Origin of the sequence: Bacillus sp. JNUCC-22, assembly GCF_018861275.1 — a bacterium.
In the GTDB taxonomy this organism is placed as follows: domain Bacteria; phylum Bacillota; class Bacilli; order Bacillales; family Bacillaceae; genus Bacillus; species Bacillus velezensis.
Map to the genome: position 1 here is coordinate 932,245 of NZ_CP076408.1, position 13,451 is coordinate 945,695.

Genomic DNA, 13,451 nt, shown 5'->3' on the forward strand with positions numbered 1-13,451 from the left:
CAACAAACCGCCGGAAGCGACATCCGGCGGTTTTTTTATACGCCTCATCCGAAAGTATGAGGAAAATTCATGCTGAAAACAAAGGAATATACAGAAAAGAATTGATATAATATGGATAATTCTGATTGGCCGGAGTGAGGGAAATTGACGAAAACGACGGTAGAAACGTTAAAAACGTTAAAAGCGATTGCGGAAACCTTAAACCAAAGCCACGATTTAAAGGAAGCGCTTGATAAAGTGCTCCGCGAACTGCTCAGCCTGACCGGGCTGCAGACAGGGTGGATTTTTCTGATTGAGCCGGACGGGTCTTATACGCTCGCCGCAGCCGCTTATTTACCGCCGGCTCTCGGTCAGCGGGAAAATGCACTCATGTGCAGCGGGGAATGCTATTGTCTGACCAAATTCAGCAATGGCGGATTGACAAAGGCCGTAAACATAATGAATTGTAAACGGATTGAATTTGCGGAACAGACGACGAACTGCCGCGATACGGAGGGCATTACCCATCATGCGACCGTACCGCTTGAGGACGGCGGCCGGAAGTTCGGTTTATTAAACGTCGCCGCAAGCGAAAAGACATTTTTCAACGAAGAAGAATTGCATCTGCTTGAAGCGGTTGCATTTCAAATCGGAACGGCGATCCAGCGGATGAAATTGGCCGAATTTGAGCAGCAGAACGCCCTGTTGGTGGAACGAAGCAGACTTGCGCAAGAGCTGCATGATTCCGTCAATCAGATGCTGTTTTCTGTCAGCTTAACGGCAAAAGCCGCAAAGAGCTTTACAGATGATGATCGGCTCCGGCAGATGATTACGTTTATTCAAGAGCTGTCTCAGGATGCGCTAACAGAAATGAGGGCGCTTATTTGGCAGCTGAAGCCGGAAAGTTTGACGAAAGGGCTGTATGCGTCGATCAAAAGCTATGCCACTCTTATCGGCCTGGAAGCCGTTTGTGAAATGGAGGATGAGCTGGAGCTTACGGATGAACAGGAACACGCGCTTTGGCGGATCGCCCAGGAAGCCTTGAATAACTGTAAAAAGCATGCGGGAACGGACCGGGTTATCATTTCCGCCGTTAAAAAGCCGGATTGCGCTGAGCTTCACATTAGCGACCGTGGAGCGGGCTTCAGCGCTGATGCGCATGCTGTGCTCCCATCGCTCGGCGTGGCCGGCATGAAAGCGCGTGCCGAAGCGATCGGAGGCCGCTTTACATTGCAATCCGAGCTTGGCGCCGGAACGATTGTCTCCGTTCGGCTTCCGTTTCGGGACAGGAGGTCTGATTGATGAAAATTGTGATTGCTGATGATCATCACGTTGTCCGCAAAGGACTGCGCTATTTCTTCGCCACTCAGGAAGACATTGAAGTTGTCGGTGAGGCGTCCACCGGTGCTGAAGCGCTTCAGCAAGCTGAAAAGACGGAGCCGGACATCATTCTGATGGATTTATCAATGCCTGATATGGACGGCATAGAAGCGGCAAAAATTGCGGCTGAACGATTTCCGGACATCGGTATCGTCGTTTTGACGAGCTATTCTGATCAGGAGCATGTCATTCCCGCCCTTAAAGCCGGCGCAAAAGCGTATCAGCTGAAAGACGCCCAGCCCGATGATTTAGTAAAAACGCTCCGGGAAGTATATTCCGGACGTTACCGGCTGTCGGCGGATATTGTGCCTCATGTGCTGACCCATATGGTTCAGGATGATCAGGATAAGGAAAAATATTATCACCTGACCCCTCGTGAAAAAGATGTTCTTCAAGAAATAGCCAAAGGAAAAAGTAATAAGGAAATTGCGGCGGCACTGTTTATTTCAGAAAAAACAGTGAAGACCCACGTGTCCAACCTGCTGTCAAAGCTGAATCTTTCCGATCGGACGCAGGCGGCATTGTATGCGGTAAAATATAATGTTTTTGGAAAGGCGGTAAAATCATGAGCATATTAGTGATCAGCGGAACACCGAGAAAAAACGGGCGGACTAGAATTGCCGCTTCTTATATCAGAGATCGGTTTCATACCGATTATATTGATTTGAGCGAAAGTGATCTGCCGCTTTATAACGGTGAAGAAGAACAGAACGAGCTGCCTTCAGTGCAAGAGTTAAGGCGGCAGGTGAAAAAGTCGGCGGCCGTCGTCTTATTATCTCCCGAGTATCACAGCGGCATGAGCGGCGCTTTAAAAAACGCCATCGATTTTTTAAGCAGCGATCACTGGGCATACAAACCGGTGGCAATCATTGCCGCGGCGGGCGGAGGAAAAGGAGGCATGAACGCGCTGGCGAATATGCGGACGGTCATGCGGGGCGTTTATGCAAATGTCATCCCGAAACAGCTGGTCTTAGACCCGATTCACATTGACATGGAGCGCCGGACCGTATCTGAGGATATGGCGATCAGCCTGAAAGAGACGATTGAAGAGCTGAATATGTTCACAAACACAAGAAATCCCGGCGTCTGACGCCGGGATTGTTTTTATGTCAGCATGGCTAATTGATCTTCATAAGCGAGCTCTGTCGCATGATCAATATACCCGAGAAGAGAATACAGCTCTTTTTCAAGCACCGCATGATCATATTCGAAATGATACGCGTGCAGAAAGTGCTCAATACGCTTTGATAATAAATCATCTTTTGTACGAACCATCAATATTAACAAATTGTCCCATTGAGATCGGTGTGTGTAATACAAGGCTTTGTCATAATCGGCATGATCCATCTAACGCTTCTCCTTTCAATGAGAAGTTCTCCGTTAGTTTATGCCGCTGAAGCCCGGATGCAACGGGGGAAAAGTTGGTGTCCTTATCACTACGGCATAGCAATATGAGGGAGACATAAAATAAAACCGCATATCCGTCTCTTCTTTGGACACGCTAAGATTGACAAAAAACGACTCAGGAGAACATAAAGATGAAATCCCTTCCATTTGCGCTTGCCCTCTTGTTTTGCGGCATTCTCATTGCCTCTATCGCTGAAAAAGGGCATACAGAACACCTTGATCCATCAGTTGAAAAATGGGAGCAGCTCGCATGGAACCAGCTTGAACGTGAATACAAGGGGGCCGAGCTTACCGATTATTCGTACATGGGCCGTACAAAAGTGAACCGGGAGCAGACGAAAGATGTGTTTCGCGTAACGGTGCAAACAGCAAAAGAAACGTTTTCATCCCGTGCTGAAGTGTATTTCCATCCGGTGACAAAACATGTGATCAGCATTAATATTTTCAGACTGTAAAAAAAGCTGCACAGCCTAATTGAGGCCGTACAGCTTGTCAGATATCAGAAGAAACGTTTTGCGCCGAGGTAACGCTGTTTCCAATAGGAATTGTTCATGCTGGAAATAACGACACCCGAATCGTTGGCATTAATAAACTGGCCGTTCCCGAGATAAATACCGACGTGGGAAGGTCCGGCTTTATAAGTTGAGAAAAAGACAAAGTCACCGACCGCCGGCTGGCTGACTGATGTCATCGTATTCCAGTAGCCTGCGGCTGAAAGTCTGGATACAGAAGTGACCTTATTGAGAACGTAATAAATGAAACCGCTGCAGTCAAAGCCTCTCGGCGTCGTCCCGCCCCATACATACGGTACGCCCAGCTGAGCTTTTGCGGCATCGATCATTACATTAATCTTCGCGCTTGTTGAACCTGTGCCGCCTGTGTTGCCGGACTGATTCGGTGTTGTGTTTGTCTGCTGCCCGGTAATCGTCAGCTTTTGTCCGATTTGAAGAACATCTGTTTTCAGATTGTTTTTCTCGCGGATCTGCTGGGCGGTCACATTGAACTTTTGGGCAATCACCCATAAAGAATCCCCGCTTTTCACGGTATATGTAGTGGTTTTCCCTGTATTTCCGGACTGGTTCGGAGTTGACGGTGAAGTCGAAGAGCCGGAAGATGACGTTTTGGTCAGCTTAAGCACTTGTCCGACCCGCAGCATGTCTGACGTCAGTTTGTTGATGCTTCTGATTTGCTGAACCGTCATATTGTATGCGTTTGCGATTTTCCAGAGTGAGTCTCCGCTTTTTACTGTATAGGAGGACGTTTGCGTCTGGTTTTTATTTTGGTTTGAATTGTCCTTTGACGGCGTGTTTCCCGAAGAAGACGTTCCTTTTGTTTTCAGGACTTGGTTTACGTAGATCGTATCCGTTTTTAAGTTGTTTAATACTTTGAGTTCCGCAATGGTCATATTGACGCTGTTTGCGATCTTCCATAGTGAATCGCCGAGTTTGACTTTATACGTCCCGGAAGATGATGACTGCTTTTTGCTGCTGTTTGAGCTGCTGCCAGGCGCGGTTTTTTTCTGATCGGTGCTTGAGGAAACTTTCCCCGTCACTTGCAGCTTCTGTCCGGCGCGGATTAAGTCGCTTGTCAGACCGTTCAATTTTTTCAGTTCCTGTACGGACATTTTAAAATCAGATGCGATCAGCCACAGCGAGTCGCCGCTTTTCACTGTATAGACACTTTTAGTCGTGCCGCTGTTCTTTGAAGATGGCTTTTTGCTGCCGGAATCTGATTTGCCGTTAGGAATGTTGAGTGTCTGCCCGATAGAAATAACGGTGGATTTTAGATGATTCGCTGATGTAATGGCATCCACGCTTGTATTGTAGTTTTGGGCAAGCTTCCATAATGAATCTCCGCTTTTAACCTTAATCGTTTGTGCTTCTGCCGGTGTTACAGCTAACGCAGACCCGACGATCGCAGATGCAGTCAAACCGACCGCTACCTTTTTTTTCATAATGAATCTCCCTTTTCCTGCGATGATTTTACTATCCCCATTCGTTGCAGCCGCAAGGTGAGGATATCAGTAATGATAATCTTTATATCGGCACTTGTCTGCAATCGTTTATCATATTAATAGAAATAGTCCTTTTTTCTTATGCCGGCATAAAAAAAGAAGGAATGCGGGCATTCCTTCAGCTTCTGAGCAGTCTCATAATCTCCTCTTTGTTTTTGACCAGATCCCTTAACGTATATTTGTCTAAAACGGCCAGGTAAGCTTGCAGGGCTTCATTCAGAAGGTTCTTTAAGTTGCAGGCGGGAGATATGATACAGAGATTTTTTTGGGAGTCAAAGCATTCTACGATGTTAAAGTCGTCTTCTGTATTTCGAACGACTTCTCCAATGTTTATGTCTTCCGGTGTCATTCCTAATCGGATTCCGCCTCCCCGGCCCCGGATCGTTTCGACATACCCGAGCTGGCCGAGGCGGTAAATGACTTTCATGAGGTGGTTTTTAGAGATGGAATAAGTATCTGCGATTTCTTTTATGTTGGAAAGTTCGTCGGAATGTCTGGAAGCCAAAAAAATCAAAACGCGTAAAGAATAATCGGTATAGTTCGTTAATTTCATAGAATGACCTCGAAAAAAGAGATTTTGCTTCTGTTACAGTCTATCATATATGAATCTAAAATGAAAAAAAAGGAATTTGCCCCCTTAACTCAAAAAAAAAACGTGCGCTCCTTCTGAGCGCACGTTTTTTTCGTTAAGACATCGGCGGCTTACGATCGTCAGCCGATTGATGTTTTTCAATTTTGTGATCCAATTTTGCGAGATAACGGGAGGCGAAATCTTTTCCGCCAAGACCGAATGAAAGTCCGAAGGCAAGCGCGAAACCGCCCAGAATCAGAATAAACGCGGCATTTACGATCGTGTCGGCGACACCGAGCTGATCCAGCGCCATAAAGATTGAAAGAGTGATAATGGTATATTTCGCAAGCGGCGCCAGGAATCTGAATTCCTTTCCGCTCAGCATGCCGGCAAGCAGTCTGCTGACGAGCTGTCCGGCCAAAAGTCCGATTCCGAGAATAAATACAGCGGCCAGAACATTAGGCAGGTAAGCGATAATACCTGTTGCGATAACGACGAGAAATTCGAGATGAACAAGCTGCAGCGCCTCTGCCGTAAACAGCAGGACGATGATGATCTGAACAATCATGCCGACCGTCTGAGAAAGCGTCAGCTTCGGGGTACCCGTCTGTTCAAAACCCATTTTACCGAGAAGAGAGTCGAAACCGGCCCGGTGCAAGAGCCCGGATACAATGCTGTTGACCCATTTTCCGATCCAGATGCCGGCGATGATCAGCACGATACCGATGATGATATTAGGGAGCATTGTGAAGACCGTGTGCAGCATGGCTGACGCCGGTTCAGAAATACCCGCCACATCAAGCCGGTCAAGCGCAGAAATGATCACCGGAATGAAAATCAGCACGTAGACAATCGTTCCGATGATTGCCGACAGGCTTGTATCCTTCAGGTATATAGAAAGCCCCATACGTGCGGCGAGCCTTTCCGTGCCGATACTCGCCAGAAAGTTTGTGACGATATCACGGACGAGACGGGCAACAAGCCAGCCGATTAAAACAATCAGCGCCGCGGCGAATAATTTCGGTATAAAGGACAAAACGCTTTGGATCATATTTGTAAACGGCCCTGATACTCCGCTGATTTGGAGAGCGGCCAAGACGCCGGGCAGGAACAAGAGCAAGACGAAGTAAAAAACGATTCGTGAAGCGGCCGTAACGGATCTGCTCATCTCCGCTTCTTCAGACACCATTGTCCATTTTCTGAGCCGGCCGTTTTCAGCGAGTTTCATGCCCGCTTTTTTGACGAGATAGCTGAAAAGCGAAGCGGCCGCCCAGCCCACGAGCAGAATCAGGCCGGCTTTTAAAATGCTCGGCACAGCCGCCGTTATCGCCGACAGCATGCTGACAAAAGGCGAAGCCACGGTTGTCAGATGCAGAATGTTAAAGAATAGAATAAAAACGATGATTAATGCGATAAAATAAATGACTTTACTGATGACTTTTTCTGAGGAATAGCGCGCCGGCTTTTTTTCGGCGAACAGCCTGTCGTCGATTTTTGTTTTTTGCAGGCCTTTGTATACGGCTTTTTCAATGATTTTGGCAATGCCCCAGCCGATAAGCAGGACGATCAGTGCGATGATCAGATTCGGGAGTTTGCTGAGATACGTCGTAAGCATGTCTGCTGTATTCAAGTAGAATCGCTCCTTTTCTTTTTGGGGTATGGTGTGTGTTTTACCCACTTACATATAAAGCAAACGGGGCGGATGTGCCGAAAGTTTTCAGCCGGAAACCGGTCTGTTATTTCATCTTTTGAGAGGAGGGGTCATACATTATAAATAAGTCCAAGTAGGGGGGATTCGGTTGAACGCGGAGGAGACAAAAGGTTTACAGCGGGCAATTGAGGAAATAACCGACATTGCGAAGGGTTTCGGCCTTGATTTCTACCCGATGAGATATGAAATTTGCCCGGCTGAGATTATTTATACATTCGGCGCGTACGGCATGCCGACGAGATTCAGCCATTGGAGTTTCGGCAAACAATTTCACAAGATGAAACTCCATTATGATCTCGGTTTGAGCAAAATTTATGAACTTGTCATTAATTCCAACCCTTGCTACGCTTTTTTGCTGGACAGCAATTCGCTGATCCAAAATAAATTAATTGTAGCCCATGTTCTTGCCCATTGTGATTTTTTCAAACATAACTGCCGCTTTCAAAATACGAACCGGGACATGGTTGAGAGTATGGCGGCTGCGGCGGAGCGGATTAAGCATTATGAAAGAATTCACGGGATCAAAGAGGTGGAGTCCTTTTTAGATGCCATTCTGGCGGTTCAGGAGCATATCGATCCGTCGCTCGTCAGGCCGAAGCTGCTGTGGAGCGTCGATGACGAAGAGGAGGACGAAGAAGAAACCGCGCCATCGCCTTACGATGATTTATGGGGAATGGATAAGCCGAAGCAGGTGAAAAAGAAAAAAGGGAAAAAACCGTTTCCGCCCCGGCCGGAAAAAGATATTCTGCTGTTTATCGAAGAACATTCGCGGGAGCTTGAACCGTGGCAGCGTGACATTTTAACCATGATGAGAGAAGAAATGCTGTATTTCTGGCCGCAGCTGGAAACGAAAATCATGAACGAAGGCTGGGCATCCTATTGGCATCAGCGGATTATCCGCGAGCTTGACCTGACTTCAGATGAAGCCATCGAATTTGCGAAACTGAACGCAGGCGTTGTCCAGCCGTCAAAAACGGGAATCAACCCGTATTATTTAGGGCTGAAAATTTTTGAAGACATCGAAGAGCGTTATGACAACCCGACAGATGAAATGAAAAAAACAGGAGTAAAGCCCGGTTCCGGACGCGAGAAAATGTTTGAGGTCAGGGAAATTGAATCGGATATATCATTTATCCGCAATTATTTGACGAAAGATCTCGTGATGCGTGAGGATTTGTATTTATTCCAAAAGCAGGGCAGGGACTATAAAGTGATCGACAAAGAATGGAAGGCCGTGCGCGACCAGCTCGTGAACATGCGGGTCAACGGGGGATTTCCTTATCTGACCGTCAATGACGGGGATTACCTGAAGAATAATGAGCTTTATATTAAACATTGGTATGAGGGAATTGAGCTTGATCTGAAATATTTGGAGAAAGTGCTGCCGTATCTGTACCAGCTGTGGGGCAGGAGCGTGCACATCGAATCTGTTCTTGAAGACAGAGAAGTGATGTTTTCGTATGACGGCAAAGGAGTGCACCGGAGATATCTGTAAAAGAAGAAAGGATGCGGGGAAACCCCCGCATCCTTTTTTTATTTTCCGTGTCTCAGGATGTGAAAAATCTTTTTGGCCTGGTCCGTGTTGTTTAAAAGCCCCGTAAATGACTCTCTTCCCGGACCGTATGCGTAAACGGGAACTTCTTCGCCTGTATGATCGCCGGTTGTCCAGCCGCTGTTGGTTTTCGCATTAAAGAGCTTAATGATTGCTTTGTAGATGCTCTTGTCAGCATTCTGTTTTGCGGCCGTTTCGATCTGTTTGATTTCAGCTTTTGACCATTTCAGGTCTGTATAGCGCGCAAGCACGGAAGATACGGATTTGCCCGCTTTGATTTGGTCAGCCATAAATGCCGGGGTTTTTTTTGCGGCAAGAATCGGTTCAACATGCCAGTTTTTATCGTCATTCGCGCCGATCGTCAATCCGCCGGTGGTATGATCAGCCGTGGCAACGACAAGCGTATGTTTGTCCTTTTTGGCAAATGCGATCGCTGCTTTATACGCTTTTTCAAAATCCTTCATTTCGCTCATTGCGCCGACTATATCATTGTCATGTCCCGCCCAGTCAATTTGGCTGCCTTCGACCATTAAGAAAAACCCTTTTTTATTCTTGTTCAGCCTGTCGATCGCTGCCGTTGTCATGTCTTCTAATGAAGGGACGGCGTTTGAGCGGTCGATTGCTTTGTCGAGTCCGCCATCGGCAAACAGGCCGAGAATCTTCTTGTTACGATCCTTTTTGAGCTCCTGTTTTGATGTCACGTAGCTGTATCCCGCTTTTTTGAAATCCTTTGTTACATTGCGGTCTTTACGGATAAAGTTTGACTTGCCGCCTCCGAGGAGCACATCGACTTTCTGTTTTCCGTTGATACGGTCATCAAAGTAGCTGCTTGCGATGTCATCCATGTTCTTTCGGGATTTGTTATGGGCTCCGAATGCCGCAGGGGTGGCGTGGGCAATCTCCGAAGTTGCGACAAGTCCGGTGGATTTCCCTCTTTGTTTCGCTTCTTCGAGGACGGATTTTACCCGCTTTCCTTTTTTATCGACTCCGATCGCCGCGTTATACGTTTTCACACCCGTGGCCATTGCCGTGCCTGCCGCCGCGGAATCGGTAATATTGGAATCAGGATCGTCAGGATAAGTCATCATCATACCGGTGAGATTGGGATCGAATGCCGTCAGTTTCATACCATCCGAAGGCTTTCCTTTGTTAATGACCGAACGGTAGGCGTTCATATAGGGAGCGCCCATTCCGTCGCCGACCATGAAGATGACGTTTCTGATTTCGTTTTTGTCAGGCTGTTTTTTTGCCGCAGCCTGTTCGGAGTGCTGAAGCCCCGCGCCCGCAATCAGACCGGCTGTCAGCACGGATACGGCTGCCGCCGGCAGAAGTTTTGATCGAACCTGTTTAAATAGACTCATTCTCACTCGTCCTCCTTTAATCGTGTCTGCATGTCTAATGGTAGGGGGTGTTTGTAAAGAGCGCCTGTTTCTCCTGTAAATTTCAGGTGAAACATTGTTAGAAATGTAAATTCCGGTGTAAAGTTATGTTTTCAAGAAAGAGTGAAAACCATTCACTTTTTTGAAAAAGTCGAGGATTTTTTTAACAAGGGGTTATTTGGAAAATAAACTGCTTTGTTTTTCCAAAATACGAGGATCACAGGAAAAAAACATGACAAATTGACTCGTTTTTCGTCACGTTTGAAATCAAATTGAAATATTTAATACCCTTAAAAACTTTTTTCTAAAACGAATTAGTAAGAAATTTGTCACGGGAAGTCAAGTCTATTTCTAGTGGAAATTGAACCTTATAATAGGAAACAGATAAAAACTTTAAAAAAGAGACACATAAAATAGATAGAATCATTCAGGGAGGAAAATATGAAAAAGCAACTTGTTACAGCAACAACGGCAGTGGTTTTGGGGACGACTTTGTTTGCGGGCGCGGCATCTGCGCAAACGATTAAGGTAAAAAAAGGCGATACATTATGGGGACTTTCAAATCGGTACGGAACGTCAATTAATTCCATTAAATCTGAGAACAAATTAAAATCGGATATCATTTACATCGGTCAGACGCTTTCGATTAACGGTAAATCATCCTCAGGTTCAAGCTCAAGCAGCAAGTCATCATCGTCTACATATAAAGTCGTAAAAGGCGACAGCCTTTGGAAAATTGCGAATAAATATAAAATGACGGTAAACCAATTAAAAAGTTTAAACGGTTTAAAAACGGACCTGATCCGCATCGGACAAGTTCTTAAAGTAAAGGGATCAACTTCCGGTTCAACGTCTTCAGGATCTTCGTCATCAAAGCAGCCTTCATCCAGCCATAATGCTGCACAGACGAGCCTGAATGTAAACAAGCTGATTTCTGATGCGCAATCTTTAATCGGCACGCCGTATGTATGGGGCGGAACAACGACTTCCGGCTTTGACTGCAGCGGATTTATCTGGTACCTGTTAAACAAACAGACGAGTGTCGGCAGAACGAGCACTGCGGGATACTGGAGCTCAATGAAGAGCGTGTCCAGCCCGTCAAGAGGAGACTTCGTCTTCTTTACAACATATCAGGCCGGCCCTTCACACATGGGTGTGTACATCGGAAACAACAAGTTCATCCATGCCGGTTCTGACGGCGTCACAACAAGTGATCTGAATAACAGCTACTGGAAACCGCGCTACCTGGGCGCGAAAAGATTCTAGCAGCGATAGAAACCCGTTCATCAGAACGGGTTTTTTATTTAGACGGGACAGAGCTCCATTTGTTTCACCTAAAAATGAAAATGTGATAAAAAATCTAAAAAGGTTTTCTTTTTTTCATTTTCATAGAGGGCGATGGCGTATGCGCCCGCGCTCGGCATCTGGGCGAATTCGCACGGAATTTCAATCATGCTGCCTGCGGCGAGTTCGGCCCGTACCGCTGACAGCGGCAGAAATGAGACACCCAGCCCCTCTTTAATAAATCGTTTCGTAATATGCGTCTGTGTCACCTTCATTGTCCTGACGAAAGGGAACTGTATTCTGACCTGGCGGAGCAAATCATCCCAATAGTCAGGATGGTTATGGGTCAAAAGCAGATATTGTCCGAACAGGTCTTTCACTTCATCCGCCTTCCCTGTTCCGGGTTTTCGGCCGGGCGGCGCGACGAGGACAACGGGGTCATTGTACAGGGGGCGGCAAGTGAGGGAAGATGATTGCACCTTTAAGCAGCTCAGTCCGATATCGGCTGAGCCGTTTCTGATTTGAGAGGCGATTTCTTCCGATTCGAAAATGGTGACCGTCATTTCGGTTTCTTTATTGTCCTCTGTATAACGCTTCATGACAGACGGGAGAACGGTGTCGGCGATAAGCGGCGAAACAGCGAGTGTCAGCGTGTGCGAGTAGCCCTGGCGCACCCTGTGCAGTTCCGCCATGCTGTTTTCATAGTCTTCCAAAAGCCTCATGGCAAACGGCACGTATGCTTTTCCTTCTTCGGTCAATTGTATTTTCCGGCCGCTCCGCTGAAACAGCTTGCAGCTGATTTCTTTCTCTAATAATTTTATATGAACGGTGACGGTCGGCTGAGATAAAAAAAGCGTTTCCGCCGTTTTTCTGAAATTCTCATATTTTGCCGCGGTGACGAAGGTGTGAAGCCATTTAAAATCCATAGATGCACTCCTCTGATTAAAAGTTTTAATTAATTCCCTTAAAAATATTCATTATTTTTTAAATATTATATTTACTATAATAACAGAAAGAGGATAAGGGGGAATGAAATTGATTTATCGTGGATTGAAAGGGATTACTTGTGCAGAAACGGCGATCAGCCACATTGACGGAGAAAAGGGGCATTTAATATATCGCGGCTATGACGCGAAGGATATCGCGCTGCAATCCAGTTTTGAAGAAGCGGCGTATCTCATTTTGAACGGGGCGCTTCCTGATGAGCGGCAATTGCTTGCGTTTCAGGAAGAACTTGCAGCCGAGCGCGGGCTTCCGAAACATTTGATCGACTTACTGGAAACGCTTCCGGATGAAATGGATGACATGGCGGTGCTGAGAACGGCTGTTTCAGGTTTGGGCACAGATTCATTTACATATCCGCCCAAGCCGGAAGAAGCGATTAAACTGATTGCCGTCACACCGACGATTATTGCGTACAGATACCGCCGTAAACAAGGGCAGGAAGCGTTGTCACCTGAGGCGCGATACGGACACGTTGAAAACTATTTGTATATGCTGACAGGCAGGCAGCCGTCCGCAGCCCAAAAGAAAGCGCTTGAGACGTATATGATTCTGGCGATGGAGCACGGGATGAATGCATCGACTTTTTCGGCGAGAGTCACCGTTTCGACTGAATCGGACTTAGTGTCTGCCGTCACTGCCGCACTGGGTACGATGAAAGGGCCGCTGCACGGAGGCGCGCCTTCAGGCGTCACGAAAATGCTTGAAGACATCGGGACAAAAGAAAATGCAGAAGCGTATTTGGCAGCGAAGCTTATGAGGGGAGAACGCCTGATGGGCTTCGGGCACAGGGTGTACAAAACAAAAGACCCGCGGGCGGAAGCGCTGCGCATAAAGGCTGAAGAGGTGGCGGGAAATGATCCGTCGCTTGACTTGGCGCTTTATGTGGAGAAGGAAGCCATCCGCCTGTTAGAGCAATATAAGCCCGGACGGAAGCTGTATACGAATGTGGAGTTTTACGCAGCGGCTGTGATGCAGGCCATTGATGTCGACAATGATTTGTTTACGCCGACCTTTTCAGCAAGCAGAATGGCAGGCTGGTGCGCACACGTGCTTGAACAGTCCGCTGACAACATGATTTACAGGCCGTCTGCGAAATACACCGGCGCTTTTCCCGAAACGGCTCAGCAGCTTTAATTACCGGCATATTTGTCCGTTTAACTCCCCGCACT

Annotated in this window: 12 protein-coding genes and 1 pseudogene; 7 read left to right on the top strand and 6 right to left on the bottom strand. The window is 46.9% G+C overall.

All coding sequences use genetic code 11. The annotated features are described in order from the left end of the window. Nucleotides 1-144 precede the first annotated feature (144 nt). The 3 genes from JNUCC22_RS04780 to JNUCC22_RS04790 are packed head-to-tail and all read left to right on the top strand — an operon-like array spanning nucleotide 145 to nucleotide 2,449. Nucleotides 145-1,281, top strand: a complete 1,137-nt coding sequence (locus tag JNUCC22_RS04780; RefSeq protein ID WP_216062173.1) for a GAF domain-containing sensor histidine kinase — start codon at nucleotides 145-147, stop codon at nucleotides 1,279-1,281. After that, nucleotides 1,281-1,928, top strand: coding sequence for a response regulator (locus tag JNUCC22_RS04785; protein WP_216062174.1), 648 nt, complete (start codon nucleotides 1,281-1,283; stop codon nucleotides 1,926-1,928). Before JNUCC22_RS04780 ends, JNUCC22_RS04785 begins: the two co-directional genes overlap by 1 nt. Further along, nucleotides 1,925-2,449, top strand: coding sequence for an NADPH-dependent FMN reductase (locus JNUCC22_RS04790; protein WP_216062175.1), 525 nt, complete (start codon nucleotides 1,925-1,927; stop codon nucleotides 2,447-2,449). Before JNUCC22_RS04785 ends, JNUCC22_RS04790 begins: the two co-directional genes overlap by 4 nt. Nucleotides 2,450-2,463: 14 nt before the next feature. On the opposite strand, the gene JNUCC22_RS04795 is transcribed toward JNUCC22_RS04790, so the two are convergent. Beyond that, nucleotides 2,464-2,706, bottom strand: a complete 243-nt coding sequence (locus tag JNUCC22_RS04795; RefSeq protein ID WP_003155335.1) for a YhdB family protein — start codon at nucleotides 2,704-2,706, stop codon at nucleotides 2,464-2,466. A 191-nt stretch (nucleotides 2,707-2,897) separates the two neighbouring features. On the opposite strand from JNUCC22_RS04795, the gene JNUCC22_RS04800 reads away from it, so the two are divergent. Next, on the top strand, nucleotides 2,898-3,221 hold the full coding sequence (locus JNUCC22_RS04800) for a DUF3889 domain-containing protein (protein WP_003155332.1): 324 nt from the start codon (nucleotides 2,898-2,900) through the stop codon (nucleotides 3,219-3,221). A 44-nt stretch (nucleotides 3,222-3,265) separates the two neighbouring features. On the opposite strand, the gene JNUCC22_RS04805 is transcribed toward JNUCC22_RS04800, so the two are convergent. The 3 genes and pseudogenes from JNUCC22_RS04805 to JNUCC22_RS04815 form a co-directional block, all read right to left on the bottom strand. Next, nucleotides 3,266-4,720, bottom strand: coding sequence for a peptidoglycan endopeptidase LytF (locus JNUCC22_RS04805; protein WP_216062176.1), 1,455 nt, complete (start codon nucleotides 4,718-4,720; stop codon nucleotides 3,266-3,268). Nucleotides 4,721-4,898: 178 nt separating this feature from the next. Further along, the gene (gene nsrR, locus JNUCC22_RS04810; protein ID WP_007409277.1) at nucleotides 4,899-5,333 is read right to left on the bottom strand and encodes a nitric oxide-sensing transcriptional repressor NsrR; all 435 of its coding nucleotides are present in this window, start codon (nucleotides 5,331-5,333) and stop codon (nucleotides 4,899-4,901) included. A 133-nt stretch (nucleotides 5,334-5,466) separates the two neighbouring features. Next, nucleotides 5,467-7,046 (bottom strand): annotated as a pseudogene (locus JNUCC22_RS04815) (mechanosensitive ion channel); the annotation flags it as partial. 104 nt (nucleotides 7,047-7,150) lie between these two features. On the opposite strand from JNUCC22_RS04815, the gene JNUCC22_RS04820 reads away from it, so the two are divergent. After that, complete coding sequence (locus JNUCC22_RS04820; RefSeq protein ID WP_007409274.1) at nucleotides 7,151-8,557, top strand: SpoVR family protein; 1,407 nt, start codon at nucleotides 7,151-7,153, stop codon at nucleotides 8,555-8,557. Nucleotides 8,558-8,595: 38 nt separating this feature from the next. Here JNUCC22_RS04820 and JNUCC22_RS04825 read toward each other — a convergent pair whose 3' ends face one another. Then, entirely contained in the window at nucleotides 8,596-9,975 is a 1,380-nt protein-coding gene (locus tag JNUCC22_RS04825; protein WP_108725077.1) for an alkaline phosphatase PhoA, read from the bottom strand. Nucleotides 9,976-10,434: 459 nt separating this feature from the next. On the opposite strand from JNUCC22_RS04825, the gene JNUCC22_RS04830 reads away from it, so the two are divergent. Next, on the top strand, nucleotides 10,435-11,259 hold the full coding sequence (locus JNUCC22_RS04830) for a C40 family peptidase (protein ID WP_007409272.1): 825 nt from the start codon (nucleotides 10,435-10,437) through the stop codon (nucleotides 11,257-11,259). Between the two features lie 68 nt (nucleotides 11,260-11,327). Here the strand turns inward: JNUCC22_RS04830 and JNUCC22_RS04835 are convergent, their stop codons facing one another. Next, complete coding sequence (locus JNUCC22_RS04835; RefSeq protein WP_007409271.1) at nucleotides 11,328-12,203, bottom strand: transcriptional regulator CitR; 876 nt, start codon at nucleotides 12,201-12,203, stop codon at nucleotides 11,328-11,330. Nucleotides 12,204-12,312: 109 nt separating this feature from the next. Here JNUCC22_RS04835 and JNUCC22_RS04840 point away from each other — a divergent pair, with 109 nt between their 5' ends. Beyond that, the gene (locus JNUCC22_RS04840; protein ID WP_032866195.1) at nucleotides 12,313-13,416 is read left to right on the top strand and encodes a citrate synthase/methylcitrate synthase; all 1,104 of its coding nucleotides are present in this window, start codon (nucleotides 12,313-12,315) and stop codon (nucleotides 13,414-13,416) included. The last annotated feature ends 35 nt before the right edge of the window (nucleotides 13,417-13,451 follow it).